This window comes from Streptacidiphilus rugosus AM-16 (genome assembly GCF_000744655.1).
GTDB classification, from domain to species: domain Bacteria; phylum Actinomycetota; class Actinomycetes; order Streptomycetales; family Streptomycetaceae; genus Streptacidiphilus; species Streptacidiphilus rugosus.
The window spans coordinates 662,379-687,843 of record NZ_JQMJ01000003.1 but is presented as its reverse complement, the minus strand read 5'-3'; the positions used below and the strand labels follow the sequence as shown (position 1 = coordinate 687,843).

Here is a 25,465-nt window from a genome sequence, read left to right as displayed (position 1 = left end):
GGTGGTTACCGTAGACGGGTGTACCGGTTCCTTCTGACCCCGCGCTGGCTGGGCATCCACCTGCTCGCGCTGGTGGCCGTTCCGGTCTGCGTCGTCCTCGGCCTGTGGCAGCTCAGCCGCTACGAGCTGCACAGTCACCCGCACCGGACCCAGGTCTCCACCGACGCCGCGCCCTCGCCGCTCGCCCCGCTGATCGCCTCCGGCGACCGCAACGGCGTCGGCGCGGACGCCGGCCGCCGGGTCTCCCTGGCGGGGACGTACGACGCGGCGCACCAGTTCGTGGTGCCGCAGCGCACGCTGAACGGCCGGACCGGCTCGCTGATCCTCACCCCGCTGAAGCTGGACGGTGCCGGAGGATACGTGGCGGTCGTCCGCGGCTGGGTCCCGGGCACACCGTCCAAGGCCCCCGCGCCGCCGACGGGCGTGGTCTCCGTCACCGCCCGGATGCAGGCCGCGGAGACCGCGGACTCGACGGGCGTCATCGCGGCGGGCGGCCTGCCGGCCGGGCAGCTCGGCATGATCTCCTCGGTGACGTTGGTGAACCTGCTGCCGTACACCGTCTGGAACGGCTCCGTCGCCCTGGACTCCGGCACCGCCGGTACGTCCGGACTCACCCCGCTCCCGCCGCCGTCCGCGACGACGGACAGCGGCGGGATCAGCCTCCAGGCGATCCAGAACCTGGGCTACGTGGCGCAGTGGTTCGTCTTCGCCGGCTTCGTGGTCTTCATGTGGTTCCGCTTCTTCCGCCGCGAAGTCGAACAGGCCCGCGACCGCGAACTGGGTCTCGAACCCCAGTAGGTCTCTCAAAGGGCCCGTGGCACTCCCCTGGGGGGCGCGAGGAACTGCGCGGCTCGGCCGCGCGGACGCGGGCCTTGCAGCCAAGGGCCCGTTGCACCACCCAGGGGCGCGGGGAACTGCGCGACGAGCCACCGCGCGCAGATGGTCCCCGACGCGCAGGGCCATCCGCGGAGGGTGGTTTCTCGCGCAGTTCCCCGCGCCCCCAGGTGGCTGCAACTGCCTCTCGTGCCGAGCGTCAGCGCAGGTGGCGGGCCACGAAGTCGAGTTCGAGCCGGAGTTGCTTGACGCGCTCCTCCACGACCAGGGAGCCGTGCCCGGCGTCGTAGCGGTAGACCTCGTGGGTCTTCTCCCGCTTCTCCAGTTCGACCACGTAGTTGTCGATCTGCCGGATCGGGCAGCGCGGGTCGTTGACGCCCGCGCTGATGTAGACCGGGGCCGTCACCGCGTCCACGTACGTCAGCGGCGAGGACGCCGCGTACCGCTCGGGGACCTCCTCAGGCGTACCGCCGACCAGCGTGCGGTCCATCGCCTTCAGCGCCTCCATCTCGTCGTGGTAGGCCGTCACGTAGTCCGCCACCGGGACGGCGGCCAGGCCCAGCGCCCAGGCGTCCGGCTGGACGCCCAGGCCGAGGAGGGTGAGGTAGCCGCCCCAGGAGCCGCCCGCCAGGACGATCCTGGCCGGATCGGCCAGGCCGCTGTCGACCGCCCACTGCCGCACCGCGGCGATGTCCTCCAGCTCGATCAGGCCCACCCGGTGCCGCAGCGCGTCGGTCCACGCGCGCCCGTAGCCGGTCGAGCCGCGGTAGTTGACCCTGACCACCGCGTAGCCGTGGTCGACCCAGGCCGCGGGGCCCGCCGCGAAGGAGTCGGAGTCGTGCCAGGTCGGGCCGCCGTGGATCTCGAAGACGCACGGCAGCGGGCCCTCGCCGGCCCCCGCCGGGCGCTGCACCAGGGCGTGGACCGTCCCGCCGGGACCCTCGACCCAGACGTCCTCGACCGGCACCGAGGGCGGCGCCTGCGGGCCGGGCGCCTCCAGCACCACGGCCCCGCTGGTGGAGCGGACCACCGGCGGCCGCTCCGCCGAGGACCACAGGAACTCGACCGAGCCGTCGGGGCGCGCGGACGCACCGGAGACGGTGCCGGGCGGGGTCTCCAGCAGTGTCAGGACACCCGACTCCAGCTCGTAGCGGTAGAGCTCGCTGCGCGCGCGGTAGCCGTGCTCGATGAGCAGCGAGCCCGCGTCCGGATACCACTCGGCGGTGACGTCGCCGGGGAGGTCCAGCACGATCTCCTGCTGCTCGCCGCTCGCCGTGTCCCAGATCAGCGGCTCCCAGCGGCCGCGCCGCTGGTGCGCGACGAGCATCCGGGGGTCGCCGGGCAGCGGGGCGAAGCCGAGGCAGGAGAGGCCCAGCGGCTCCTCACGCCCGGTGGCGTCGTCCAGTTCGCCGACGACGGAGACGGCGTCGCCGTCGACCCGCAGGACGCGGAGCGCGGAGTGCATGGCGTCGCCGTGCTCGGTGTGGTCGACCGCGATCAGCGCGCCGTCGTGGGAGAGGTCGCCGACGCCCGCGGACTCGCGGTGGCGGTAGATCTCCAGCGGCTCGCCGGAGTCCGGGCGGACCAGGTGGAGCGTGGAGCCGTCCTCGTCCGTCGAGCGGCCGACGACGGCCTCGCCGCGGCGGCCCAGCGCCAGGCCCGCCGGGTAGGCCGGGGGCAGCCCGGGCACCGCCTCGGCGTCCTGGGCGAACGCCTCCCGGCCCTCGCCGTCCGGCCCGGCGAAGGGCTGGCGGCGCCAGACGCCGAACTCGTCGCCGTCGGTGTCGTCGAACCACCAGATCCACTCGCCGTCCGGCGTCAGCGTCGCCTCGGTGGTGCCGTTGGGGCGGTCGGTCACCCGGCGCTGGGCGCCGTCCGCGCGGTTCCAGGCGTAGATCTCGTAGGTGCCGGTGGCGTTCGACAGGAAGAGCGACCGGTCGGGGGCGTCCTCCGCCCACTCCGGCAGCCCGACCCTGGCCGCACGGAAGCGCTGCTCCCAGGCCGGGAGGGCGTCGAAGGCCGCCGCGGCGGCTGCGGCGGCTGTGGCGTGCCGGGTCTCGGTGCTCTCGCTGCGCGCGTTGCTCTCACTGCTCATGGGGACATCATCGGGCACGGACGTACGGGCGCAGCCGACTTCGTCAGGACGGGGAGACCCGGCGGGCGGGGAACATCAGCGCGGCGAAGGCGAGCAGCACCGCGGCGGCCGCCTGTTCGCCCGTCGTGCCGGGAACCAGATGCAGGATCAGGGTGACCGCGGCCACGCCCAGCGCGGTGCCGAGCCCGCGGCCCATGTTGACCATCCCGCCGCCGGTTCCGGCCGACTCGGCAGGGAACGCGCCCATCACGGCCGAGTTGTTGGCCGGGGTGAAGACGCCGAGGCCGAGCCCGAGCAGGCCGAGGGTGCAGGGCAGCAGCCCGGTGGTCATCGGCAGCAGTACGAGCGCGGCGAGCGCGAGGACGGAGATCCCGGCGCCGAGGCGGGCGCGGTCGCGGTCGGTGAGCGTGCCGGGCAGGACCCGGTCCGCGCCGGTGGCGGCGAGGGCGAAGCCGAGCGGCAGCGCGGTCAGCACCAGCCCGGCGGTCATCAGACCGACCCCCTGACGGGTCAGTACGACCGGCACCAGCACCAGCGGGCCGAACAGCACCAGATACCCGCTGAGCCCGCCGAGCAGGCCGCGGGCGTTCGCCCGCAGCAGAGCCAGATCGACGAGCGGACGGCTGCAGTTCCGCTGACGCCTCGTCAACGCGACCCCGGCCGCCAGCGCCGCCGGCACCAGCAGGGCGACCGACCAGAGCGGCCAGCCGAGGCCGGAGACCACCGACAGGGTCAGCATCATCCCGGTCGTGGTCAGCGCCAGCAGCAGCACTCCGAGGCCGTCCACGCGGGCGCCCGCGCAGCGCTGCCGAGTGCGCGGCAGCAGGTAGTGACCGGCGGCGAGCGCGACGAGGCCGACCGGCACGTTGACCAGGAACACCCAGCGCCAGCCGAGCGTCGCCACGACCGCCCCGCCGACGGTCGGCCCGAGCGCGAGCCCGATCGCCTGGCCGGCCGCCTGCATCCCGAGCGCGCTGCGCCTCCGTCCCGGCGGCGCGCTCGTGGTGACCAGGGCGACGCTGTTCGCCTGCATGAGGGCCGCGCCGAGCGCCTGCACCACGCGGAAGGCGACGAGCGCCAGCAGGGTGGGCGCGAGGCCGCAGGCGGCGGACGCGAGCGTGAAGACGCCGAAGCCGTAGAGGTACATCAGCTTGCGCCCGTGCGCGTCGGAGAACCGGCCGACGGGCACCAGGAGCGCGACGAGGGTCAGCAGGTAGGCGAGCGACACCCACTCGACTGCGGCGGGCGAGGCGTGGAACTCGGCGCCCAGCGGCTGGTAGGTGAGCGTGACGATGCTGGCGTCGAGCTGCCCCATGAACGCACCGAAGCAGACCGTCGCGACGGCGAGCCGCCAGGCCCACGACCGTCCGCGGATGGCCTCCGGCCTCGGCCTCTCGCTGGTCAGCAGCTGCCACCCGCGCGGGGTGACGCCCGGGAGGGGCAGCTGGGGTTGCTCGCCGATAGCCATACGACCAGTTTATATCGGGCACAGACATAATCGGAAGGGGATGCAAGTGTCCACTGGGTGGACTCCAGGCGACGCCCCGGCCGGCCACGGCACCCCCAGGGCGCGAGGAACCTTCGACCAGAGAGCAGTTGCACCCCCAGGGGCGCGGGGAACTGCTCGAGAAACCACGGTGCGCGGACGGCCCTGCGCGTTGAGGACCACCCGCTCGTCGGTGGCTTGTCGGACAGCTCCCCGTGCCCCTGGAGGCTGCAATATCCTCCTTGCACGAAGGCTCGCGCCCGAGCGCTGTAGCGGAGCTGTGACGGCGGGATCATGGAATCGGGGGATGGCCGGAGGAGGCTTGAGGCATGGATCCCCGCGCACGCCGCCGGGCGGCGACCGTCGTCGCCGTGCTGCTGACCGCCGTCGTCACCTTCGGCACCTCGCTGCTGCCGAGTTCCGCCCATGCCGCCAGCAGGTCTAGACCAGCCGCGGCGCACTCGCTAGCGTTGACCGCGTCGGCGCCCGCCGCACCCGCGGCCACGCAGGATCCGGGCGTCGGCGCGCGCACCTCCCCCTGATCCGCCGATCCCCGGAGCACCGCCGTGCAGTCGTCCGTCCTCGCCTTCGCCACCGACCTGCTGGACGAGGGGCCCGACGCCTTCTTCGGCAACCTCCGCGACCGCGCCGGCGTCGGCGGGGTGACCCTGGCCTCCGTCTACCACGAGGCACGGGACGTCTTCCCGCACAACCCGCGCCGGGTGCTGCGCTACCTCGAACCCGGCGCCGCCTACTTCCGGCCCGACCCCGCCGCCTGGGCGGACAGCCGGCTGCGGCCCGCGCCGTCCACCGCGATCGGCGACAGCGACCCCTTCGCCCTGGCCGCCGCCGAGGCACAGTCACGCGGGATGAAGCTGCACGCCTGGACCGTCTTCCTGCACAACGACCGCCTCGGCTTCCTGCACCCCGACTGCGCCCCCGAGAACGCCTTCGGCGACCGCCACCTCACCGAGCTCTGCCCGGCCCACCCGGAGGTGCGCGCCTACGTCGGCACCCTCGTCGCCGAGCACGCCCGCTACGGCGTCGACGCGATCCGCGCCGAGTCGCTGCACTTCCACGGCCTGCGTCACGGTTACCACCACGAACGCTATTTCGAGCAGCTCGGACCGGTCGCCGAGGCTCTGCTCGGCCTCTGTTTCTGCACGCACTGCCGTGCCGCCGCCCGCGCCGCGGGCGTCCCCGCCGACGAGGTGCGCGAGACCGTCCGCACGGCGATCCGCGCACGGCTCGCCGACGAGACCGCCGCGGCGGAGCCCTGCGCACTCGACGAGCTCGCGGACGGCGCGGTCGCCGCGTACGTCGACGCGTCGGCGGGCACGGTCACCTCGCTCGCCGCCGAGGCGGCCGAGACGGCCGCCTCCCTCGGCATGCGACTGAGCTTCATGGACGGCGGCGGCCCGGGCAAGGGCTGGCTCTCCGGCATCGACCTGCCGGCCCTGACCAAGGCGGTACCGCAGATCGAGACGCTCGGCTACGCCCCGACCGCCGCTCAGGTGCGGGAGAAGGTCGCGGCGTTCGCGCTGCACGGCGTCGACCCGGGCGCGCTCGCGGTCATTCTGCGCCCCATGGCGCAGGACTGCGACGGCCCGGAGAACCTCGCCGACAAGGTCGCGGCGCTGCGCGAGCTCGGGGTTCCGGAGGTCGAGTTCTACCATTACGGGCTGATGCGGCTCGCATCCATGGACCGGATAGGCGCGGCACTGGGTCATTGACGGTAGGCTTTCCGTGTGATCTTCAAGCGCATCGGCAACGGGCGGCCGTACCCCGACCACGGCCGGGTCAGCACCCGCCAGTGGGCGGACGTCGCACCGCGACCGGTCCGCCTGGACCAACTCGTCACCACCAAGGGCCAACTCGACCTCGAGACGCTCCTGGCGGAGGACTCCACGTTCTACGGCGACCTGTTCGCCCACGTGGTGAAGTGGCAGGGCGACCTGTACCTGGAGGACGGCCTCCACCGCGCGGTCCGCGCGGCGCTGCAGCAGCGTCAGGTGCTGCATGCGCGCGTGCTGGAAATGGACTGAACGGGTTCACTGATCATCCGTTAGTACGCCTGCGCAGGCGCGGGGCCCGACAGCCGGTCTACTGTGGGCCTCACAACACGTACGACGGCAATCCAGCCCACGCGCACAAGGGGGCAACCCGCGGTGAGCATGTTGACTCCCCCCGGTCTCAAGGGAAAGCAGTACCGCATCAGCGGCAAGGCCTATCCGCGGCTCTCGCGGCCGGGTCAGAAACGCCGTCGGGTGCTCCAGATCATGGCGGCGGTCGTCGCCGTCGCGGTGCTCGGCTGGGGCACGGTGCAGTTGGTCACCGTCTTCGGCGGCAAGAAGAAGCCGGTGGCGGCGGGCAAGGACTGTACGCATCCGGCCAAGGCCTCGGCGGCCGACGCGGCGAAGCCTTCGGCCACGCCGAGCGCGGGCGCCTCGGCCGGCGCGAGCGCGGGTGCGTCGGCAGCTGCGGCGCCGCTGGTGCTGCCGAGCGGCGTGCCGCAGCCGGCGACGATCACGGTGAACGTCTTCAACGCGACCAACCGCGCGGGCCTGGCCGGCCAGACGGCGGCGCAGTTGCGGCTGCGCGGCTTCAAGATCGGCAAGATCGGTAACGCCCCCGCCACGCTGGAGAACAAAATCACCGGTTCGGCCCAGGTCACCGGCGGAGCGACGGGCCACGCGGCGATGTCCCTGGTCGGCTCTGAGGTCTCCGGCGCGACGTCGACGACGGACGCCCGCAAGGACGCCAGCGTCGACCTCTACATCGGCAACGGCTTCACCGCGCTGCTGACCCCGGCCCAGGTCTCCCAGGCCCTCGCCCTCGCCGCGTCCCCCTCGGCCTCCGCCGGCGCGCACTGCTGAGGTTGCACGACCCCAGGGGCGCGAGGAACTGCGCGGGCAACCACCCTGTGCGGATGGCCCTGCACGTTGAGGACCATCCGCTCGCCGGTGGCTTGTCGCGCACGCAGTTGATCAAGCAGGGCCTCGCGCCCCTGGGCGGTTGCAACGAGCCCGCTGCTGAAAAGGATCAGTCGCCGGCGGTGCCGTACAGGCGGTCGCCCGCGTCGCCGAGGCCGGGGACGATGTAGCCCTGGTCGTTGAGGTGGTCGTCCACCGCCGCCGTCACGACGGTCACCGGAAGGCCGGCCAGCTCCTTCTCCAGGACGGCGACGCCCTCCGGCGCGGCCAGCAGGCAGATCGCCGTCACATCCGTGGCGCCGCGCTCGATCAGCACGCGGATCGCCGCCACCAGCGTGCCGCCGGTCGCGAGCATCGGGTCGAGGACGTAGACCTGCCGCCCGGAGAGGTCGTCCGGCATGCGCGTCGCGTAGGTGGAGGCCTCGAGCGTCTCCTCGTTGCGGACCATGCCGAGGAAGCCGACCTCGGCCGTCGGCAGCAGCCGCGTCATGCCGTCCAGCATGCCGAGGCCGGCGCGCAGGATCGGCACCACCAGCGGGCGGGGATAGCTCAGCTTGACGCCGGTGGTGACCGCGACGGGCGTGGTGATCTCCACCTGGTCCGTGCGGACGTCCCGGGTGGCCTCGTAGGCCAGCAGCGTCACGAGCTCGTCGGTGAGACGACGGAAGGTCGGCGAGTCGGTGCGCTCGTCGCGCAGGGTGGACAGCTTGTGCGCGACCAGGGGGTGGTCCAGGACATGAATCCGCATAGACACGACATTATCCGAGCGGACCGGGTCGAAGCCCACACTGCACCGGACTGGTATCCGCTGGAATCGCGAGGGAAAGTGAAGGGAGAACGATCCGCGACCCCCAGGGGGCTGACCGACGATGGCCAAGCCGAAGCGCGCCGCCCGCCCCAAGCCCGCCCACGAAGCCCGGGCGGACGCCGCCGCGCCCGAGGACGAGCCCGAGACCACGGAAATACCCGTCCCCGAGGATCCGGCCGAGCGCCGCAGGCGTCGCGCACGGTTCCTGCGCGAGCTCGCCGAGGCGCGAGAGCTGCGTGAGCGCGTCCATCCGCGCCGGACGAAGGCGATGCGGCTGCGGCAGGCTGCCCGGATGCGCACGTTCCGTTTCTGATCGGCCACAGATCCGTTTCTTCCCGTCCACCGGCGGGTATTCGGGCGCCCACCGTTCGTCGCCGATTCCCAACTCCGTGACACGACCAGCGAAGACGCGCGCCAGAACACTCCCCGCAGGGCGCTGCTTTCTGTCACGATGCCGATGGGGCCTCCGTACCTGGCGGCCCTGGACCGCACGACCGGTCCCAACGGCCAATGACCTGGGAGAGTCGCTGGTGGCGTACTTCGCTGCATTGCTCGCTCGCACCGAGGACGGGTGGGACGTGAGCGAGACCGATCTCGACGACGTCGAAACCCTCGCCGACCTGGCCGACCTGGCGCGCGAGGCCGCCGAGGACGAGGAGACCGTGCTGGTCTTCATCGAACAGGAGGACGCGTGGTTCGCCGTCGTCCGCGTGGACGGCGAGGAGGACCCGCGGGTCTTCGTCTCCGACGCGGCCGCCGCCTCGCGCAGCGCCTACGGCGAGCTCGTGCTGACCGAGGAACTGCTGGGCCGGGACGGCGAGGACGACCTCGGCGACCTGGACCGTCTGGTGGTCGATCTCGACGACGAGGAGGCCTCCGCGGGCGCCTCGGACGAGGACGAGGACGACACCGACGGCGCGGCCGCCGCGGGCTCGGACGGCATCCCCGCCGGGCCGCTGGGCGACGCGGGTCTGCTGATCGACTTCGGATTCGGCGCCAAGGAGCTGATGGACCTGGCGGCGGAGGGCTCCGTGCCCGGCGACGCCCTGACCGACATCGCCGACGCCCTGGGCTGTGGCGAGGTCCTGGAGGCCGTGCGGTAGCGCGGCGCCGTGAGGTCGTGGGGTAGGACAGACTGATCGCATGTCCCGCATGCCCGGTCAGCTGCCCTACCGCCCCGATCCCGTCCGTACCCGCTGGGAGCCGGCCATGCGCCTCGCCCTGGCGGAGGCCGCGCTCGCCCCGGCCACGGGCGACGTCCCGGTCGGCGCGCTGATCTTCGGCCCGGACGGCACGGTCATCGGCCGCGGCCACAACGCCCGTGAGGCCGTCGGCGACCCGACCGCCCACGCGGAGGTCCTGGCCATCCGCGAGGCTGCGCAGGCCGTGGGGGAATGGCGGCTGACCGGCTGCACGCTGGTGGTCACCCTGGAGCCCTGCACGATGTGCGCGGGCGCGATCGTCCTCTCCCGCCTCGACCGCGTCGTCTACGGCGCCCTGGACGCGAAAGCCGGCGCGGCGGGCTCCCTCTGGGACGTGATCCGCGACCGCCGCCTCAACCACCGGCCCGAGGTCATCCCGGACGTCCTCGCCGACGCCTGCGCCGAGCAACTGCGCGACTTCTTCGACGGCCACCGTGAGTGACCTGCACCACTCGGACCCCTCAGGACCGCGGCCGCGCCGGAAACGCGTTTAGGAGCACTGCCCGACGTCCGGTAGGCTGTCCCACGGTAGCGTGTCCGAGCGGCCAAAGGAGCACGCCTCGAAAGCGTGTGTGGGGGCAACTTCACCGTGGGTTCGAATCCCACCGCTACCGCTCTGAGCAGGACGAACGCCGAGGGCCCGTCAGTGATCTGACGGGCCCTCGGCGTTTCGGTCTCGCCGGCAGTCGCCCGCGAGTACCGGCATCGGCGGGCCGCGTCAGTCCGCGGCGGCATAGAGATCGTCGAGCCCGATCAACTCGACCTCCCCTCGCACCGCCCGCGCGTGCAGGTCCTCGGAGAATCCGGCACCGGAGAAACACGCCAACCGAGTGCCGGACGTGTCGTACTTGCCGTTGGCCGCGAGCAGCTCGCGAATACGGCGAAGGCGCTCCAGATGACCCAATCCCATGACCTCGTTCCACTTGGCCTCACCGATGGCAAGCAGCGGTGGACGGGCCCCGTCCGCGTGGCCGACCACGGCCACATCGACCTGGCACGTGGTCTTGTTCTTCGGGTCGTTGACGGTTCCGGCCGCGACCTGGGTGGGCCAGTCGCCGAAGCGGTCCCCCGAGCTGTAGAGCGTCCACTCCCGGCAGACCCTCTCGAAGTGTGGTCCGAGGATGCCGCCGGCGAACCGTCCTTGGCTTCGTTCCCAGATCCGGTCGGCTCCGGTCCCCCTCAACAGTTGGGACCAGTACGGGCGCATGATCGCGTGGTAGAAGGCAAGGAGCGGCTCGTTGATCCGGAAGTCGGTCCGGTTGCCCCGGAAAGCGTCCTGCTCCCGCAGGACGAGTCCGGCATCCTCGAGCACAGTGAGCGGGTGAGCGAGCTCGTTGCTCTTGCGTCCCACATGCCCTGCGATGCCGCCCCGCCCGGTGTTCCCCTCCGCGATCGCCGCGAGCACCGAGTGGTACAGAGCCCCGTCGCGCAGATCCGGCTCCTCGGCGAGCAGGTACCGGGCCTCCAGGAACATCGGGCTGCCCGGCGACAGGATCGCGCGGGACACCCATGCGTCGAAGTCGGCCAGGTCCCTCGGGGCGTCGTAACGGATCATCTCGGTCCGATAGGCAGGAGTGCCACCGACGACCGCGTGCACGAGCAGCGCGAGTCGTGGTTCGGTGATGTCCCAGAAGCGTGCCGCGGCACGGTGGTCGAGTGTGTGAACCGTGAGGTCCAGCGAAGCCCGGCCGCGAAGGGGCGCGTCGCCGGAGAGCAGTCCCCCCATGAAGGACATCGCCGATCCGCACAGCAGCAACCGCGTCCGGGAGTCCACCCGCTCCGCGCGTCGGGGCGCGTAGGCCGCCTGGATCATCGAGGGCAGAGCCGGCGAGGTACGCGCCAAGTACGGGAACTCATCGATGACCACGGGCACCGACCGATCCCGGCCGATCCGCAACAAGGTGTCGAGCACCGTGGGCCAGTCTCTCGGTTCGATCGGCGCAACCGGGTCCAGGTACCGCGTCAGAGCCGCACCCATCAGCGCCAGCGACTCCGCCTCGGTCGCTTCCTGCGCCGAGAAGTAGAAACCCCCGGCCTGCTGGCAGACCGCCTCCAGCAGGAAGCTCTTCCCCTGCCTCCGTCGCCCCGAGACGACTCCGAGGGTGGCACCTGGCCGCTCGTCCTCCACGAAGCCGACCAACTGGGCCCATTCCCGGTCCCGGTCGAACATGTCTGCAGGCTTCAGCACGGAGGCCACCATGTGAGAGAAGTACAGTTGCCATAACTGTACTTCTCTCTCCCCCGGACGCCACGCGGCTCGCCCGCGCGTCGGCGCCTGTCTCGCATCACTGCTTCCCTGCACGCCCCTACCGGTGCGAACGCCGCCCTGCGGCGCGCTCCTGCGCCGCGTCCAGCAACTGCGCCGCAGTGCGCTGACCCGGCACAACAAGGGCTCGTCCGCACACGCTCGTCGCCAGATGAATCGAGCGTGATGGCGGCCATCCTCGACGTAGTCGCCACTCAGGCTCAGGTACCGCCGGCGATGACACCGCTGACTGCACCGATCACGGCGCAGAGCAGGGCCGCCGCGACACAGAGCCCCGGAGCCCACCAGGCCGCCTTCGACCAGACCCGGCGCAGTGCCGCGACGACGATCAGGACGCAGGCCTGGATCACGGCGAGGCCGAAGAGAGCGACAGTCAGCCACCCGAGCAACGGTGCGACTCCCACGCGCGTGTACCCGCCGTCCGATGTCTGCTGCACCGGAACGGCTTCACCTGCGGCCAGATCCCTGGTGATGAGCGCATGGGTGTCCACGGGCCCGCCGTTGTCGGGCCGAAACGTACCGGCGCACTCCGTGTGTCGTTCCTTGCCCTCCCCGACCTGTGTGCAGGAGCCGACGGTGAACAGGCCCGGGTTCCCAGCCCATCGTCCTGCGTAGGCGACGTTCGGCACGCTGGAGAGCAGCGCGGCAACCCCCACCGCGAGGAGGAGGAGCACGAAGGTCGCCAGGATCCCCACAGGCTTGTCCGTTGCCCTGGCCGCCTCCCGAAGAGTTGGTCGACTCGCCACTCGTGTCTCCGTGTCCCGAGGTCCGGAGCAACCGGATCCGCCAGCGTGCGGAGCAACGCTCTCACCCGATGCAGGGCAATCCCATGCCGGGGTGCCCACCGGGGCACAGCCCCCGCCATGGCAGGGATCTGAGCCGGGGCCGCGAGCCGCAGTCCCGGTTCGGATCGCGTTCGGCTCAGCACCAAGCGGTCCGACGGTGATCTGCGCGGCCACTCCGACCTGCGACTGACACCGCAGCGGTCAGGCACGAACCGGACTCGGCAGAACGCGTAGGCGTGCGGGGCCACTTGACCGCGGAGCCGCCGCCTGACGAGTGGCGGGCACCCCCGGGTCAACCGTCCCGCCGTGTCACCGACCGCAGGCCGCACCGGAGTTGGGCCTGCTCGGCGGGATTGTGGGTGAGCGCGAGGGCGGTCTCGTAGGCGAGCGCCGCCTCGGCGTCACGGCCGAGGCGGCGCAGCAGGTCGGCGCGGAGGGCGTGCCAGAGGTAGTAGCCGTCGAGGTCGAGGCGCTCGACCGTCTCCAGCGCCCTGGCCGGGCCCTCGACCTCGGCCAGGGCGACCGCGCGGTGCAGGGCGACGACCGGGCTGGGGGCCAACTCCAGCTGCTGGTCGTAGAGCTGGACGATCTGCCGCCAGTCCGTGTCGGCGGCGGTGGGTGCGTCGCTGTGGACGGCGTTGATCGCCGCCTGGATCTGGTACGGGCCCGGCCGGCCGCGCCGGAGGCAGCGGCGGACCAGGGCCTGTCCCTCCGCGAGGAGCTCACGGTCCCAGCGGGTGCGGTCCTGCTCGGCGAGGAGCACCAGGTCGCCGTCGGCGGTGGTGCGGGCCGGACGCCGGGCGTGGATCAGGAGCAGCAGCGCGAGCAGGCCGAGGACCTCGGGCTCGTCCGGCATCAGCTCCGCGAGCAGCCGGGCCAGGCGGATCGCCTCGGCGCAGAGCTCCGCCCGCACCGGGCCTTCGACGGGATCCGGTCCGGGCCCCGAGGGCAGATAGCCCTCGTTGAAGATCAGGTAGACCACGGCCAGCACCGGTCGCAGCCGGTCCGGCAGGTCCGCGTCGGCGGGGACGCGGTACGGGATGCCCGCGTCCCGGATCTTGGCCTTGGCCCGGACCAGTCGCTGCGCCATCGTCGGCTCGGCGACCAGGAACGCGCGGGCGATCTCGGCGGTGGTCAGCCCGCCGAGCAGCCGCAGGGTCAGCGCCACCTGCGCGGACTCGGCGAGGGCCGGGTGGCAGCAGGTGAAGATCAGTCGCAGCCGGTCGTCGTGCACGGGGCCCTCCTCGGCCGGTTCCTCGCCGGGGCTATGGATCAGCAGTGCCTGGGCGTGCCGGTCCACGCGGGAGGACTCCCTGCGCTGCCGGTCGACGGCCCGACGGCGGGCCGTGGTGATGATCCACCCCGCCGGGCTCGGCGGCAGGCCGGCGGCGGGCCAGCGCTCGGCCGCCGTCGCGAACGCGTCCTGGACCGCCTCCTCGGCGAGGTCGATGTCACCCACGAGGCGGACCAGGACGGCGACGGCCCGCCCGTACTCGGCGCGGAAGACGCGGGCGATGTCGGCGTCGGCCACGGCAGCCCCGTCACCCGCTCCGGCCGGGACCGGGCCGACCGGATCAACAGGACCGGCCAGGTCGTCCCGGTCCGTCCGGCCGGGACCCGTCCGGTCGGACCGGTCCCGGCCGGACGGGTCGGCGTCGCCGTTCGTGGCCGCCACGGGATCAGTCCCCGACCTCGCCCTGGAACGGTCGCACCTCGATCGGCAGCCCGGTCGCCAGCGCGTAGCGCCGTCCCCAGGCCAGCGCGGCGTCCAGGTCCGGCGCCTTGATGACGGTGACGCCGCCGAGGTACTCCTTGCCCTCGGTGAACGGTCCGTCCGTCACCAGCACCTCCCCCTCGCCGGGCCGGAGCACCGTCGCCGTGTCAGGGGCGTGCAGGCCGTTGCCGAAGACCCAGGATCCGGTGGACTCCAGCTCCCGGCGCAGCACACCGAGATCGGCCATGACCCGCTCCAGGAACTCCGGCGAAGGGACGGGGCCCTCGGGCTGGTACATGCTGAGCAGATACTGCTTCATCGCGCTCTCCTCGGGCTCGTGCCACCGGGCCGGTGCCCGGTGGTCTCACCCTCTACACGAACGGGACCCGCTGTTTTCGACAGCCGGGCGGGAGCGCGCGAGATTTTTCAGTCCGCGGCCCAGTGACCCGGCCGGTCGAGGGCCGCGGGCAGGCGGGTGGCGGCGTCGCCGCGGGCGGCGTTGAGCTGGGCCTGGGTGAGGAAGAGCGCGCCGGTCAGGTCGGCGCCGCGCAGGTCGGCGTCGCGCAGGTCCGCACCGATCACGTCGGCCCGGCGCAGGTCCGCGCCGCGCAGGTCGGCGGCGATGAGGTAGGCGCCGCGCAGGTTGGCGCCGCGCAGTTGCGCGTTGCGGAGTCTGGCCCCGATCAGGTCAGCGCCGCGGTGGTTGCGTCGGCGGCCGGGAACGTCGGCGCGGGCCAGCTCGCTCGCCTCCAGCAGCAGTTCGTTGACGCCCGCCCGGACCGCCGGCACGTCCAGGGCCGCGAGCGCGGCGGCGTCGCCGCGGGTCATCGCGTCGACGTCGTCGAGCGCACGGCGCAGCCGCTCGTGGAGCGGCGCGACCGCGGCCAGGGACAGCGCCTCGCGGACGTACCAGAGCAGCTCGTGCAGCTGCCGCATGACCGGGAAGGCCTGGAACATCTCCGGCGCGGAGCCGGGCTCGCGCCGCCAGTCGACGCCGCCGAAGGTCACCTGCGACACCTTCTGCCCCGCTCCGAAGCAGTCGAACACGGTGCAGCCCTGGTAGCCCGAGCCACGCAGCCGTGTGTGAATGCCGCAGCGGAAGTCCGCGTCGAGGTGCGAGCAGGGCGTTCCCGCCCGCTTGTCCACGGCGAAGTCGGCCGAGGCGGCGAAGGGGAGCGCGACGCAGCACAGGCCGAAGCAGGAGCCGCAGTCGGAGATCAGCGACAGTTCGTCGGTGGAGGGCAGATGGTCCGGCATGCGTCCATTCTCCCGGACGGCCCGCACGCGAACGCCGGACGGCCCCGCGGGGACGGGCGCGGAGCGCCGGGGACGCGAAAAGCCCTGCTCCCGAACCTTGACCACCCATGTCCGGGAGCAGGGCCTCACGAGGAGGGGGAAGCGGCTCTGGGGGACGAAGCCGCTCCCCCGGCGGAGCCCCACAATCGGCGACACGTCGGGGGAGACGCGCCGGCCGATCCCACAGCGGGGGCTCCGGATCCACGCACCGGACGGTTCCTGCCAGACCTGCCCGGTACACGTTCAACTCTCCCTCGCCGCGGAGGCCCGCGCATGCCGCATTGGACCCCTTGTGTCAGGACCTTGGTCCTTCCGGGTTGACGGATTGATTAGGTCAGCAGGGCGTGACCTGCGGGCGGGCAGCGCTAGGCTTCGCCCGTAGGAGTGAATGGGCATCAGGTGTGGACCGGGCGCGGGGAGGCACGGCGAGATGGGGCAGGCAAGGAAGATCGCCACCTGGGCTGTTGTGATCTTCGTGCTCTACACGATCATCACCTCGCCGGTGCGGGCGGCGGACCTGGTCCAGGTCGGCTTCACCGGGATCTCGCACGCGGCGAAGGCCTTCGGTACGTTCATGACCAACCTGATCAAGTAATCCGCAGGTGAAGTACCCTCGGGGCACTCAACCCCTCAAGGAGTGCCTCCGATGATCCGCCACCTGGTCCTCTTCAAGCTCAACGCCGGCGTCACGCAGGACGACCCACGCGTCCCCGACGCCGTCGCGGCCTTCGAGAAGGTCGGCCAGACCGTGCCGGAGCTGCGCGAATGGCAGATCGGCTGGAACATCACCGACCGCGACATCGCCTACGACTTCGCGATCAACAGCCTGGTCGAGGACCGCGACGCGCTGCAGGCCTACCTGACCCACCCCGACCACCAGGCCGCCGCGCAGCTCTGGCGCGAGTTCGCCACCTGGGTCATCGCCGACTTCGAGGTCTGATCCCCGACCGTCCGCCACAGTCCACCGCTGCCCTCAGCCGCCCCCCGGCCTCCGCGAGGTGCCGCCGGACGCAGTAACGGAATCCCGGATTCCACCAACACGCGTAACCCTGGTGCTTGCTCGCCCCGTGACCGGCTTGTGATGCTATGACCAGTTTTGCCAGATATGGGACTGGCAACGACCCGGCTCGCAGGAGCACTCGAGGGGCGGCGTGGCGATGCAGGCACAGGGCGATGCGCCCAGGACGCCGGGGGAGCCCGCGTCCCTGCCCACCCCGGCCGCTCCGGCGGAGCCACCGGGCCCGGGTCCGCAGGGACCCCAGGGGCCCCCGGCCCAGTCCGGGCCGCCGAAGGAAACACAGCCCGCACCCCCGTCCGTACCGCTGACGGAGGCGATCGAGCAGTCGCGGGTGGACGTGCGTGCGCTCACCCGGGTGCTCTTCGAGCGGTTGGCCGAACTCCCGCCGGGCTCGCCGGAGCACGAGCGGGTCCGCGCCGCGCTGATCGAGGTCAACCTCCCGCTGGTGCGCTACGCGGCCGCGCGCTTCCGCGGCCGCAGCGAGCCGATGGAGGACGTGGTCCAGGTCGGCACGATCGGTCTGATCAACGCGATCGACCGCTTCGACCTGACCCGGGGCGTGCAGTTCCCCACCTACGCGCTGCCGACGATCCTCGGCGAGATCAAGCGCTACTTCCGCGACAACGTCCGGACCATGCACGTACCGCGTCGACTCCAGGAACTGTGGGTCCAGGTCAGCGGCGCGATGGAGGAGTTGACGGTCACTCACGGCCGCCAGCCCAAGGTGCCGGAGATCGCCGCCTCGCTGCGCATCCCCGAGGAGGACGTCCGCGCCTGTCTGGACGCCGGCCGCGCCTACAACGCCACCTCGCTGGAGGCCCAGCAGGAGCACGACGGCGGCCTCGCCCTGCTCGACCGGCTGGGCTACGAGGACTCCGCACTCACCCATGTGGAGCATCGCGACATGGTGCGCCATCTGCTGGTCCAACTCCCGGACCGGGAGCGACAGATTGTGATGTTGCGCTTCTTCGGCAACCTGACCCAGTCGCAGATCTCGACCGAGCTCGGCATGTCCCAGATGCATGTCTCGCGGCTGCTCGCACGGATCTTCGCCCGCCTGCGCAACGGCAACAGCTGGGAGAGCTGACCCGCGGGGATCATCGCTGTGCGTAGTCGACTTTCCGTCAAATGCACTAATCGTCCTATTAATTGACCTCGTGTTTTACTCATGACGTCGCGTTGCTGTCGCGTGACATCTGGCCGTGTCGGGGTTTGCAGTGGATGCTGTGCCGGTATCCCAGTGGAGGTACGGAGTCGTCGCCATGTCGACTCATCGATGGCTGAGCTGAAGGGGGTAGTAGCGTGTCCGACGCTCTGTTCACCGGCGCCGCACAGCGGGTCCTCCCCGCCCCACGGGCGGCCTCCGCGGGAGAGGACGGACTCGACACCCGCACTCTGTCCCGCTCACTCTTCCTCCGCTTCGCGGAGCTCACCCCGGCGCACCCGGACTACGCCTACGTGCGCAACACCCTGATCGAGCTGAACCTGCCCCTGGTCCGGTACGCGGCGGCGCGCTTCCGCAGCCGCAACGAGCCGATGGAGGACATCGTCCAGGTCGGCACGATCGGCCTGATCAAGGCCATCGACCGGTTCGACCACGACCGCGGTGTCGAGTTCCCGACCTTCGCGATGCCGACGATCATCGGCGAGATCAAGCGCTTCTTCCGTGACACGAGCTGGTCGGTCCGGGTGCCGCGCCGCCTGCAGGAGCTGCGCCTGGCGCTGACCAAGGCCGGCGACGAGCTGAGCCAGCGGCTGGACCGCTCACCGACCGTCGCGGAGCTGGCGCAGTGCCTGGGCGTCACCGAGGAGGAGGTCGTCGAGGGCCTGGCCGTCGGCAACGCCTACACGGCGTCCTCGCTCGACAGCGCGCCCACGGAGGAGGACGGCGACGGCCCGCTGGCGGAGCGCCTGGGCTACGAGGACGCGGCGATGGAGGGCGTGGAGTACCGCGAGTCCCTCAAGCCCCTGCTGGCGCGCCTGCCGGCGCGCGAGCGGCGGATCATCATGCTGCGGTTCTTCGGGAACATGACGCAGTCGCAGATCGGGGACGAGATCGGCATCTCCCAGATGCACGTCTCCCGCCTGCTGACCCGCACCCTCGCCACCCTCCGCGAAGGCCTCATCTCGGAAGGGTGAGGCCTTCCGGCAAAGCGCTCGTTGCACTGCCTCAGGGGCGCGGGGAACTGCGCGACAAGCCACCGGTGTGTGGATGGTCCTCAACGGACAGGGCCATCCGCGTCGGCGGGTTTCTCGCGCAGTTCCCCGCGCCCGTGAGGTGCCTGCAACGTCCCCTCTGGGGAACAGCTAGGCCAGGAGGTTCTTGCGGAGGCCTTCGAGGTCCTCGTCGGTGAGGCCGAGGCCGTCGGAGAGGAAGGCGTCGAAGGTCGGCCAGCCCGCGGCGACCGCCGCGAACGCCGCGTCGAGGTACGCGCGGTCCGCCCGCATCACGGGAAGCATCAGCTCGGGCTCGCGCATGACGCCCTGCGTGCCCATCGACTCCATGATCCGCGCGATCAGCGCGGCCGTGCGGTCGTTGGTGAGCAGGTAGTCCTCGTAGACCGTCCCGCGGTCCACACCCAGCGCGGTCAGCACGATCGCCGCGGTCCAGCCGGTGCGGTCCTTGCCCGCCGTGCAGTGGAAGAAGAGCGGGACCCGCTCCGGCCGGCACAGCGCCCGGACCGTCTCCGCGAAGCGCCCGCGGATCTCCGGGTCGGTGACGAACCAGCCGTACATCTCGATCATCAGCCGCTCGGCGCCACCGTCGCCCAGCAGGGCCCGCTGCGCGTCGGCGTCCTTGCCCGCCAGGCTGTCGCGGAGCGCCACGTAGATGTCGTGGTCCGTCGCGTAGACCGGCTGCGCCTCCAGCACGGCGCCCTCGGGCACGCGGTCCGTACCGTTCTGGGCGACCTCGTTCAGGCCCCGGAGGTCGATCACCGTACGGAGCCCGAGCGCCGCGAGCGTGGCTATGTCCTCGTCCGTGGCCCGGTGCAGCGCGTCGCCCCGCAGGGCGACGCCCGCACGGACGGTCCGGCCCTCGTCGTTGCGGTATCCGCCCAGGTCACGGGCGTTCACGGCGCCCTGGAGGCCAAGGCTGCGGCCGGGGACGAGGTCGGCGGCGCGGTCCTGGTCGGTCACGTGGGCTCCTCGGGGACAGCCCCGGCCGGGGCTCGGAAGATACGGGGTGGGGCACCCGCCAGTCTAGGCGGGTGCGGATTGCAACCGAAGCGCGCCCTTTTCATCTGATGACCCATCAGTAAACTGGCGCCACCGAACGACTCCCGGGGAGGGTGAGCGGTGATGGGGCGTTCCGCGATTCGTCCGCTCGTCGGCGGGCTGCTGGGCGCGACGCTGCTCGCGCTGTCCGCCTGCGGGGCCGACCGCGCCGGCTCGGTCGCGATCGGCGGCGCACCGCCCGCGCCCCTCGCGACGACGCCCTCCAGCAGCGGTGTGGTCTTCGTCCCACTCGATTCGCCGACGCCGGGCGCCTCGGCCGGCAGCACCCCCACCGGCGTCCCTGGCAGCCCCGGCACCAGCACAGCTCCGGCGGGCACCGCGTCCGGCTCCACCACGGGCCGCCCGCCGTCCTCGACCGGCGGCAGTACCGGCACCGGCGGCGGCAGCACGCCCTCGGGCGGCACAGGCTCCACCGGGGCCACCGGCACGGGCGGCAGCGGGAGCACCGGCGGCGGAAGCGCAGGCGGCAGCGGCACGCCGACGCCGCCCCCGGCGGCGGCCCGACCAGCGGCCCGCCGCAGTCCCAGGCCAGCCTCACCGTGACCGCGCTGCACACCGCCGACACCGGTCAGCGCTGGTGCCAGCGGGTCACCCTCGGGATCGCCAACAGCGGCGACCGCGCCGCGAGCGGCGGCACGGTCACCTTCGCGACCCATGTGATCGGCTCGCTCGGCGTCGACTGGTGGACGTACCAGACCAGCCAGCCGCTGGCCGCGCCCGTCGCCGGACACAGCAGCGTCAACGAGAGCTGGACCGTCTGCCTGGACTCCTGGCGAGTCCCCGCGGGGATGCACATGGAGACGCGCGCGGCGTCCCTCGGCTGAGGAACGCCGCCGGTGGAAGCCGGTGAGCGGGACGCGGCGGGTGAGGACCGGAAGGGACTACTTCATCGCCAGGTAGACGACGCCCACGACCACGGCCAGGACGACGACCGCCACGAGGGCGAGCAGGCCCGTGCGACGGGTCTCGCTCGGCGCCGTGGCCGGCTGCGCGACGGGCTCGTCGACGAAGGCGCGGAACATCTGCGTGCTCGCGGAGGTGTCCTCGTTCGCGGGCGGGAAGTTCTGGTAGTTCGACATGTGGCCTGACTCTAGCCAATCAGGAGCGGAACCTGGACCCCCCAATGTCGCAGCTCTGTACCAGAACCCTGACGCGGTCGCGACAGACGGGAACACCGGCCGCCTCGGCCGCCGTTGCCCCAGTCATGACCGACTCTCCCCGCACGCCCCTGGGCGCCTCGGACCTCTCCGTCTTCCCGCTCGCTCTCGGCGGCAACGTCTTCGGCTGGAACGCCGACCGGAACGCCTCCTACGCGGTCCTCGACGCCTACGCCGCGGCCGGCGGCAACTTCCTCGACACCGCGGACTCCTACTCGGCCTGGGCGCCCGGCAACGAGGGCGGCGAGTCCGAGCGGATCATCGGCGGCTGGCTCGCCGCCCGCGGCAACCGCGACGACATCGTGGTGGCCACCAAGATCGGCGCCCACCCGAAGTTCAGGGGCCTCAAGGCCGACACCGTCACCGCCGCCGCCGAGGAGTCGCTGCTGCGTCTCGGCACCGACAGGATCGACCTGCTCTACACGCACTTCGACGACGAGAGCACCCCCGTCGAGGAGATCATGACCGCACTGGACGCCCTGGTCCGCGCGGGCAAGGTCCGCCGGATCGGCGCGTCCAACATATCCCCGGCCCGGCTGCGCGCCTCGATGGAGTTCGCCGCGGCCGAGGGCCTGGCCGGCTACGTGGCGCTGCAGCCGCACTACAACCTGGTCTCGCGGGAGACCTACGAGGGCGAGCCGGCGGCCGTCGCGGCGGAGTTCGGCCTGTCCTGCGTGCCCTACTACGCGCTGGCGTCCGGCTTCCTGACCGGCAAGTACCGGCCGGGCGGCCCCGCGGTGGACAGCGTCCGCGCCGGGGGCGCGGCGAAGCTGCTGGCGAGCGAGCGCGGACAGCGGGTGCTGGCGGCGCTGGACGCCGTCGCGTCCGCGCGCGGCGTCGCGCATGCCACGGTCGCGCTGGCCTGGCTCGCGGCGCAGCCGACGGTCGCCGCGCCGATCGCCTCCGCCCGTACCGTGGAGCAGTTGGCCGACCTGGTCGCCTTCCCCTCGCTCACGCTCACCGCCCCCGAGCTGGACGCGCTGACGGCCGCCTCGGCCTGAGCCGGGTCCCCCTCGTCGGCCGGCCTTGACCCGCGGTCCGAGCCGGCCGACCGCGACCGGCTCGGACGGCGGCGTCGGTCGCCCGGTCACCCCGGGCGCCGCCGACCATCAGCACGAAGGAACAGGAACGGGAGAGTCGATGCAGATCCGCCCGCTGGCCCCGGAGCTGCTCGCCGAGGAGCTCGCGGAACGGATCGCCGCGCTGCCCGGTCCGTGGGCGCGGGTCGCCGTCGACGGCGCCGACGCGGCCCGTCCCGGTGAGCTGGCCGACGCACTGGTCGCGCCGCTGCGCCTGCGCGGCCGTCCGGTGCAGCGGGTCCACGCGCGCGACTTCCTGCGGCCGGCCTCGCTGCGCTTCGAGTTCGGCCGTCAGGACGCGGACGCCTACCTGGACCGCTGGCTGGACGCGGGCGCGCTGTTCCGGGAGGTCTTCGACCCGCTGGAACCGGGCGGCAGCGGCCTGGTGCTGCCGACGCTCTGGGACGCCGCGACGGACCGCGCCACCCGCGCGGAGCGCGTCCCGCTGCCGCCGGGCGGCGTGCTGCTGCTGGACGGCCCACTGCTGCTGGGCCGCTGGTTCCCGCTGGACCTGACGGTCCATCTGCATCTGAGCCCGGCGGCGCTGGAGCGCCGCACCGCGCCCGAGCAGCACTGGACGCTGCCCGCCCTGGCCCGCTACGAGGCCGAGCAACAGCCCCAGCAGGCGGCCGACATGACAGTGCGGGCCGACGATCCTCGTCGGCCCGCACTGGTGGTCAGCGATACGTGACGGCTACTGCTTCGGGAAGCTCACCGCGTGCACCGGCACCTGGACGGTGCAGAAGGAGCAGCGGGTCGCGGCCGCCGGGATGGAGCTGAGGCACTCCGGGCAGTCCTTCTTCGGCGCGTCGACCTCGGTCTTGGTCTCGAAGCGGGCGGTCAGCTTGTTGACCGGCAGCACGACGAAGAAGTAGAGCACCGCGGCCACGATCACGAAGCTGATGACCGCGGAGATGAAGTCCCCGTAGGGGAAAGCGGTCTTCCGGATGTGGAACACGGCCCCGTTGAAGTCGCCGGAGTGATTCGTTATCACTCCCACGATCGGCGTCAGGAACGCGGCCACGAACTTGGTGACGATCGCCGTGAACGCCGCACCGATGACGATACCGATGGCGAGATCAACGACATTGCCGCGGAGCAGAAACTTCCGGAAACCCTTCATGGCGGGTCACCGTATCACCCGTACGAATGATCCAAGTTACGCCGACTTGTCCGCTTCCACGGCCACCGCGGCCCCCGCTCCCGCCTCACCCTCGGCGGCCTGCGCCTGGATGCCGGAGACCTTGCGCAGCGGCACCTCCTTGATGACCAGCGACAGCAGGAACGCCGCCGCGGCCACGGCCGAGGCCAGCAGGAAGACGATGTGCATCGAGTCGGCGAAGCCCATCTTGAACGGTGCGCCCAGCGCCTCCGGCAGCTTCTGGATGAAGGACGAGTCGCTCAGAACCGAGGACGAGTCGGCGCCCGACAGCGCGTGCGGGTTCTGTGCCAGCGCGTGCTGGAACGCCGGAGTCGTCTGCGCCGACCTGAAGGCCGCGCTGATCTTGTCGCCGACCGTGCTGAACAGCACCGAGAGGAAGATCGCCGTTCCGGCGGTCGAGCCGAGCTGGCGGAAGAAGGTGGCCGAGGCCGTGGCCACGCCCATGTCCTGCGGCGGGACCGCGTTCTGGACCGCGAGCGTCAGCGTCTGCATGGTGAGGCCGAGGCCGACGCCGAAGACGGCCATGTAGCCCATGGTCTCGGCCAGCGGGGTGTTCCACTGCACCTCGAAGTGGAAGAGCAGCATCGCCACGATCATGACGCCGGTGCCGGCGACCGGGAAGATCTTGTAGTGGCCGGTCCTGGCGATCAGTCGGCCGACCACGATCGAGGTGATCATCATGCCGAGCATCAGCGGCAGCATCATCAGACCGGACTTGGTCGGGCTGGCGCCCTTCACGATCTGCAGGTACTGCGGAATCATCATCATTCCGCCGAACATGGCCATGCCGACCAGGACCGACAGGATGCTGGTCTTGCTGAAGACCGCGTTGGAGAAGAGCCGCATCGGGATCAGCGCGGCGTCGCCCATCCGGCGCTCGATCAGGATCCAGGCGATCACGCCGATGACGCCGATCGCGTAGCAGGCCATCGAGCGCGGCGAGGTCCAACCCCAGCTCTGGCCCTGCTCGGCGACGAGCAGCAGCGGCACCACACCGACCGCGATGGTCACCGCGCCCCACCAGTCGATCCGCTGCGCGCGGCGGACGTGCGGGACGTTGAGCACCTTGGCCACGACGAACAGCGCGACCATCCCGATCGGCACGTTGACCAGGAAGACCCAGCGCCAGCCGGAGATGCCGAGGATGGTGTCCTGCCCGGCGAGGAAGCCGCCGACCAGCGGGCCGATCACGCTGGAGGTGGCGAAGACGGAGAGGATGTAGCCCTGGTAGCGGGCCCGTTCGCGCGGCGGCACGATGTCGCCGATGATCGCCAGCGCGAGCGACATCAGACCGCCGGCGCCGATGCCCTGGAAGGCGCGGAACGCGGCCAGCTCGATCATCGAGGTGGAGAAGGTGCAGGCCACCGAGCCGACGATGAAGATGCTGATCGCAGCGAGGAAGAAGGGCTTGCGGCCGTAGATGTCGGACAGCTTGCCGTAGAGCGGCGTGGCGATCGTCGAGGTGATCAGGTACGCCGTCGTGGTCCAGGCCTGCTCGCTCAGACCGTGCAGGTCGTCGGAGATGGTGCGGATGGCGGTGGTGACGATCGTCTGGTCGAGCGAGGCCAGGAACATCCCCATCATCAGACCGGAGAGGATGGTCAGGATCTGGCGGTGGCTCAGGCCGTCCTTGGCCGTGCCGGGTATGGACGGCGTGGCGGCGGGCTGGGCCGCCGTGCTGCTGCCGTGACTCATCGGGCCGCTCCCTGCTGCACTGCGTGTGCGGTGTTCGTTGCGTGTGCTGTCTGTGCTGCGTGCTGCTGCTGGTGGTGGTGCAGTGCGTAGTGCTCGGCGAAGCCGTCGTTCAGCAGGGTGAAGAGGCGCACCAGTTCGTGCCGATCCTCGCCCGGCCAGTCCCGCAGGATCCCGGCCAGCTCCTGGTTGCGCTGGGCCCGGAACGCCTCGAACACGGCGGCCCCCGAAGAGGTCACCGTGAGCAGTGCACCACGCCGGTCGTCAGGATCGGGAGTCCGCTCGACCAGGCCGCGATCGACCAGGGAGCGGATCTGACGGCTCACGGTGGAAAGGTCGAGATAGGTCTCGGCGGCGAGATCGGTCGCCCGCTTCGGGCCGCACCGGACCAGGGTCGCGAGCAGCAGGCGGTCGCCGCCCTGCTCGTCGCGGGAGCGGTGCTTCCATGCCTGGATCAGCCGGAAGAACCGGCCCATCTGCTCTCCGACGAGCGCGGCGGCCTCCTCGGCGCCGGTGCTCTGCGTGCCGTGCGCGGCGCGAGCTCCCATGCCGATCGCCCCCCTCTGCTTCTCGCTGTTCATATAGTTGCTTGTTCCCAGCAAGTAAATGTACCCCACACCAGTCCGTTCGGGAACCACCGGATTCCGCCACGCGACGAGTGGGCTGCTGGTCAGGAAACCACCCCGCGGCGGGGAGGCATG

At 71.8% G+C, this 25,465-nt stretch carries 29 protein-coding genes and 1 tRNA gene; 17 read left to right on the top strand and 13 right to left on the bottom strand.

The window, feature by feature from the left end; genetic code table 11:
- The first annotated feature begins 18 nt into the window (after positions 1-18).
- The gene (locus tag BS83_RS06550) at positions 19-798 is read left to right on the top strand and encodes an SURF1 family protein (RefSeq protein ID WP_037601881.1); all 780 of its coding nucleotides are present in this window, start codon (positions 19-21) and stop codon (positions 796-798) included.
- A 235-nt stretch (positions 799-1,033) separates the two neighbouring features.
- Here BS83_RS06550 and BS83_RS06545 read toward each other — a convergent pair whose 3' ends face one another.
- Entirely contained in the window at positions 1,034-2,929 is a 1,896-nt protein-coding gene (locus BS83_RS06545) for a S9 family peptidase (protein WP_037601878.1), read from the bottom strand.
- Positions 2,930-2,972: 43 nt separating this feature from the next.
- Positions 2,973-4,397 (bottom strand): MFS transporter, encoded by a 1,425-nt coding sequence (locus BS83_RS06540; RefSeq protein ID WP_084713174.1) that lies wholly within the window; start codon positions 4,395-4,397, stop codon positions 2,973-2,975.
- A 347-nt stretch (positions 4,398-4,744) separates the two neighbouring features.
- On the opposite strand from BS83_RS06540, the gene BS83_RS06535 reads away from it, so the two are divergent.
- The 4 genes from BS83_RS06535 (at position 4,745) to BS83_RS06520 (ending at position 7,291) form a co-directional block, all read left to right on the top strand.
- Complete coding sequence (locus tag BS83_RS06535; RefSeq protein WP_037601876.1) at positions 4,745-4,957, top strand: hypothetical protein; 213 nt, start codon at positions 4,745-4,747, stop codon at positions 4,955-4,957.
- Positions 4,958-4,981: 24 nt separating this feature from the next.
- Positions 4,982-6,148 (top strand): hypothetical protein, encoded by a 1,167-nt coding sequence (locus BS83_RS06530; protein WP_037601874.1) that lies wholly within the window; start codon positions 4,982-4,984, stop codon positions 6,146-6,148.
- Positions 6,149-6,163: 15 nt separating this feature from the next.
- Positions 6,164-6,460 (top strand): type II toxin-antitoxin system VapB family antitoxin, encoded by a 297-nt coding sequence (locus tag BS83_RS06525; RefSeq protein WP_030253738.1) that lies wholly within the window; start codon positions 6,164-6,166, stop codon positions 6,458-6,460.
- 129 nt (positions 6,461-6,589) lie between these two features.
- Positions 6,590-7,291 carry a LytR C-terminal domain-containing protein gene (locus BS83_RS06520; RefSeq protein ID WP_051942711.1) on the top strand — a complete coding sequence of 234 codons (702 nt, stop codon included), beginning with the start codon at positions 6,590-6,592 and terminating at the stop codon, positions 7,289-7,291.
- Between the two features lie 166 nt (positions 7,292-7,457).
- Here BS83_RS06520 and upp read toward each other — a convergent pair whose 3' ends face one another.
- The gene (upp, locus tag BS83_RS06515; RefSeq protein ID WP_037601870.1) at positions 7,458-8,096 is read right to left on the bottom strand and encodes a uracil phosphoribosyltransferase; all 639 of its coding nucleotides are present in this window, start codon (positions 8,094-8,096) and stop codon (positions 7,458-7,460) included.
- 121 nt (positions 8,097-8,217) lie between these two features.
- Between upp and BS83_RS06510 the strand changes: the two genes are divergently transcribed.
- The 4 genes from BS83_RS06510 (at position 8,218) to BS83_RS06495 (ending at position 9,972) form a co-directional block, all read left to right on the top strand.
- Positions 8,218-8,469, top strand: a complete 252-nt coding sequence (locus BS83_RS06510; RefSeq protein WP_037601868.1) for a hypothetical protein — start codon at positions 8,218-8,220, stop codon at positions 8,467-8,469.
- 217 nt (positions 8,470-8,686) lie between these two features.
- Positions 8,687-9,259, top strand: a complete 573-nt coding sequence (locus BS83_RS06505; protein ID WP_037601866.1) for a tRNA adenosine deaminase-associated protein — start codon at positions 8,687-8,689, stop codon at positions 9,257-9,259.
- A gap of 40 nt (positions 9,260-9,299) precedes the next feature.
- Positions 9,300-9,800 carry a tRNA adenosine(34) deaminase TadA gene (gene tadA, locus BS83_RS06500; RefSeq protein ID WP_157596974.1) on the top strand — a complete coding sequence of 167 codons (501 nt, stop codon included), beginning with the start codon at positions 9,300-9,302 and terminating at the stop codon, positions 9,798-9,800.
- Between the two features lie 85 nt (positions 9,801-9,885).
- Positions 9,886-9,972: transfer RNA gene (locus tag BS83_RS06495), tRNA-Ser, on the top strand.
- 104 nt (positions 9,973-10,076) lie between these two features.
- Here BS83_RS06495 and BS83_RS06490 read toward each other — a convergent pair.
- From BS83_RS06490 to BS83_RS06470, 5 genes are all read right to left on the bottom strand, one after another.
- Complete coding sequence (locus BS83_RS06490) at positions 10,077-11,546, bottom strand: AAA family ATPase (RefSeq protein ID WP_037602908.1); 1,470 nt, start codon at positions 11,544-11,546, stop codon at positions 10,077-10,079.
- 278 nt (positions 11,547-11,824) lie between these two features.
- Entirely contained in the window at positions 11,825-12,319 is a 495-nt protein-coding gene (locus BS83_RS06485) for a hypothetical protein (RefSeq protein ID WP_037601864.1), read from the bottom strand.
- Positions 12,320-12,701: 382 nt separating this feature from the next.
- Positions 12,702-13,940 carry an RNA polymerase sigma factor gene (locus BS83_RS06480; protein ID WP_037602905.1) on the bottom strand — a complete coding sequence of 413 codons (1,239 nt, stop codon included), beginning with the start codon at positions 13,938-13,940 and terminating at the stop codon, positions 12,702-12,704.
- Positions 13,941-14,088: 148 nt separating this feature from the next.
- Positions 14,089-14,442, bottom strand: coding sequence for a YciI family protein (locus BS83_RS06475; RefSeq protein ID WP_037601862.1), 354 nt, complete (start codon positions 14,440-14,442; stop codon positions 14,089-14,091).
- A gap of 107 nt (positions 14,443-14,549) precedes the next feature.
- Complete coding sequence (locus BS83_RS06470) at positions 14,550-15,380, bottom strand: pentapeptide repeat-containing protein (protein ID WP_051942710.1); 831 nt, start codon at positions 15,378-15,380, stop codon at positions 14,550-14,552.
- 469 nt (positions 15,381-15,849) lie between these two features.
- Between BS83_RS06470 and BS83_RS46300 the strand changes: the two genes are divergently transcribed.
- The 4 genes from BS83_RS46300 (at position 15,850) to BS83_RS06455 (ending at position 18,576) form a co-directional block, all read left to right on the top strand.
- Positions 15,850-16,014: a hypothetical protein gene (locus tag BS83_RS46300; RefSeq protein WP_198035154.1), complete on the top strand. Its 165-nt coding sequence runs from the start codon at positions 15,850-15,852 to the stop codon at positions 16,012-16,014.
- Positions 16,015-16,065: 51 nt separating this feature from the next.
- Positions 16,066-16,359 (top strand): Dabb family protein, encoded by a 294-nt coding sequence (locus BS83_RS06465; RefSeq protein WP_037601860.1) that lies wholly within the window; start codon positions 16,066-16,068, stop codon positions 16,357-16,359.
- A gap of 217 nt (positions 16,360-16,576) precedes the next feature.
- A complete protein-coding gene (locus tag BS83_RS06460) occupies positions 16,577-17,524 on the top strand; it encodes an RNA polymerase sigma factor SigF (RefSeq protein ID WP_232248163.1) in 948 nt (315 codons plus the stop codon).
- A gap of 215 nt (positions 17,525-17,739) precedes the next feature.
- Positions 17,740-18,576 (top strand): RNA polymerase sigma factor SigF, encoded by an 837-nt coding sequence (locus tag BS83_RS06455; RefSeq protein WP_198035153.1) that lies wholly within the window; start codon positions 17,740-17,742, stop codon positions 18,574-18,576.
- A gap of 168 nt (positions 18,577-18,744) precedes the next feature.
- Here BS83_RS06455 and BS83_RS06450 read toward each other — a convergent pair whose 3' ends face one another.
- Positions 18,745-19,575: a tyrosine-protein phosphatase gene (locus BS83_RS06450; RefSeq protein ID WP_051942709.1), complete on the bottom strand. Its 831-nt coding sequence runs from the start codon at positions 19,573-19,575 to the stop codon at positions 18,745-18,747.
- Positions 19,576-19,737: 162 nt separating this feature from the next.
- Between BS83_RS06450 and BS83_RS45175 the strand changes: the two genes are divergently transcribed.
- Both BS83_RS45175 and BS83_RS45170 read left to right on the top strand, forming a co-directional pair.
- Positions 19,738-20,217 (top strand): hypothetical protein, encoded by a 480-nt coding sequence (locus BS83_RS45175; protein WP_051942708.1) that lies wholly within the window; start codon positions 19,738-19,740, stop codon positions 20,215-20,217.
- Positions 20,214-20,498, top strand: a complete 285-nt coding sequence (locus BS83_RS45170) for a hypothetical protein (protein ID WP_037601858.1) — start codon at positions 20,214-20,216, stop codon at positions 20,496-20,498. Before BS83_RS45175 ends, BS83_RS45170 begins: the two co-directional genes overlap by 4 nt.
- A 57-nt stretch (positions 20,499-20,555) precedes the next feature.
- On the opposite strand, the gene BS83_RS06435 is transcribed toward BS83_RS45170, so the two are convergent.
- Positions 20,556-20,753 (bottom strand): hypothetical protein, encoded by a 198-nt coding sequence (locus BS83_RS06435; RefSeq protein WP_037601856.1) that lies wholly within the window; start codon positions 20,751-20,753, stop codon positions 20,556-20,558.
- A 125-nt stretch (positions 20,754-20,878) separates the two neighbouring features.
- Here BS83_RS06435 and BS83_RS06430 point away from each other — a divergent pair, with 125 nt between their 5' ends.
- Both BS83_RS06430 and BS83_RS06425 read left to right on the top strand, forming a co-directional pair.
- A complete protein-coding gene (locus BS83_RS06430; protein ID WP_037601854.1) occupies positions 20,879-21,832 on the top strand; it encodes an aldo/keto reductase in 954 nt (317 codons plus the stop codon).
- A 139-nt stretch (positions 21,833-21,971) separates the two neighbouring features.
- On the top strand, positions 21,972-22,601 hold the full coding sequence (locus BS83_RS06425; protein WP_037601852.1) for a nucleoside/nucleotide kinase family protein: 630 nt from the start codon (positions 21,972-21,974) through the stop codon (positions 22,599-22,601).
- Positions 22,602-22,604: 3 nt separating this feature from the next.
- On the opposite strand, the gene mscL is transcribed toward BS83_RS06425, so the two are convergent.
- From mscL to BS83_RS06410, 3 genes are read right to left on the bottom strand one after another with little or no spacing between them, the layout of a single operon-like run.
- The gene (gene mscL, locus BS83_RS06420; RefSeq protein WP_037601850.1) at positions 22,605-23,033 is read right to left on the bottom strand and encodes a large conductance mechanosensitive channel protein MscL; all 429 of its coding nucleotides are present in this window, start codon (positions 23,031-23,033) and stop codon (positions 22,605-22,607) included.
- Positions 23,034-23,069: 36 nt separating this feature from the next.
- The gene (locus BS83_RS06415; protein ID WP_157596972.1) at positions 23,070-24,767 is read right to left on the bottom strand and encodes an MDR family MFS transporter; all 1,698 of its coding nucleotides are present in this window, start codon (positions 24,765-24,767) and stop codon (positions 23,070-23,072) included.
- Complete coding sequence (locus tag BS83_RS06410) at positions 24,764-25,312, bottom strand: MarR family winged helix-turn-helix transcriptional regulator (protein WP_232248070.1); 549 nt, start codon at positions 25,310-25,312, stop codon at positions 24,764-24,766. The genes BS83_RS06415 and BS83_RS06410 overlap by 4 nt, the downstream gene beginning before the upstream one ends.
- Positions 25,313-25,465 lie beyond the last annotated feature (153 nt).

What these genes read in the sequence shown, in the direction of transcription:
- tadA (WP_157596974.1), top strand. Translation starts at nt 9,300, where the DNA reads ATGTCCCGCATGCCCGGTCAGCTGCCCTACCGCCCCGATCCCGTCCGT.
- mscL (WP_037601850.1), bottom strand. Translation starts at nt 23,033, where the DNA reads ATGAAGGGTTTCCGGAAGTTTCTGCTCCGCGGCAATGTCGTTGATCTC.
- BS83_RS06425 (WP_037601852.1), top strand. Translation starts at nt 21,972, where the DNA reads ATGCAGATCCGCCCGCTGGCCCCGGAGCTGCTCGCCGAGGAGCTCGCG.
- BS83_RS06540 (WP_084713174.1), bottom strand. Translation starts at nt 4,397, where the DNA reads ATGGCTATCGGCGAGCAACCCCAGCTGCCCCTCCCGGGCGTCACCCCG.
- BS83_RS06435 (WP_037601856.1), bottom strand. Translation starts at nt 20,753, where the DNA reads ATGTCGAACTACCAGAACTTCCCGCCCGCGAACGAGGACACCTCCGCG.
- BS83_RS06465 (WP_037601860.1), top strand. Translation starts at nt 16,066, where the DNA reads ATGATCCGCCACCTGGTCCTCTTCAAGCTCAACGCCGGCGTCACGCAG.
- BS83_RS06415 (WP_157596972.1), bottom strand. Translation starts at nt 24,767, where the DNA reads ATGAGTCACGGCAGCAGCACGGCGGCCCAGCCCGCCGCCACGCCGTCC.
- BS83_RS06470 (WP_051942710.1), bottom strand. Translation starts at nt 15,380, where the DNA reads ATGCCGGACCATCTGCCCTCCACCGACGAACTGTCGCTGATCTCCGAC.
- BS83_RS06460 (WP_232248163.1), top strand. Translation starts at nt 16,577, where the DNA reads ATGCAGGCACAGGGCGATGCGCCCAGGACGCCGGGGGAGCCCGCGTCC.
- BS83_RS46300 (WP_198035154.1), top strand. Translation starts at nt 15,850, where the DNA reads ATGGGGCAGGCAAGGAAGATCGCCACCTGGGCTGTTGTGATCTTCGTG.
- BS83_RS06430 (WP_037601854.1), top strand. Translation starts at nt 20,879, where the DNA reads ATGACCGACTCTCCCCGCACGCCCCTGGGCGCCTCGGACCTCTCCGTC.
- BS83_RS06510 (WP_037601868.1), top strand. Translation starts at nt 8,218, where the DNA reads ATGGCCAAGCCGAAGCGCGCCGCCCGCCCCAAGCCCGCCCACGAAGCC.
- upp (WP_037601870.1), bottom strand. Translation starts at nt 8,096, where the DNA reads ATGCGGATTCATGTCCTGGACCACCCCCTGGTCGCGCACAAGCTGTCC.
- BS83_RS06410 (WP_232248070.1), bottom strand. Translation starts at nt 25,312, where the DNA reads ATGGGAGCTCGCGCCGCGCACGGCACGCAGAGCACCGGCGCCGAGGAG.
- BS83_RS06535 (WP_037601876.1), top strand. Translation starts at nt 4,745, where the DNA reads ATGGATCCCCGCGCACGCCGCCGGGCGGCGACCGTCGTCGCCGTGCTG.
- BS83_RS06545 (WP_037601878.1), bottom strand. Translation starts at nt 2,929, where the DNA reads ATGAGCAGTGAGAGCAACGCGCGCAGCGAGAGCACCGAGACCCGGCAC.
- BS83_RS06520 (WP_051942711.1), top strand. Translation starts at nt 6,590, where the DNA reads ATGTTGACTCCCCCCGGTCTCAAGGGAAAGCAGTACCGCATCAGCGGC.
- BS83_RS06475 (WP_037601862.1), bottom strand. Translation starts at nt 14,442, where the DNA reads ATGAAGCAGTATCTGCTCAGCATGTACCAGCCCGAGGGCCCCGTCCCT.
- BS83_RS45175 (WP_051942708.1), top strand. Translation starts at nt 19,738, where the DNA reads ATGGGGCGTTCCGCGATTCGTCCGCTCGTCGGCGGGCTGCTGGGCGCG.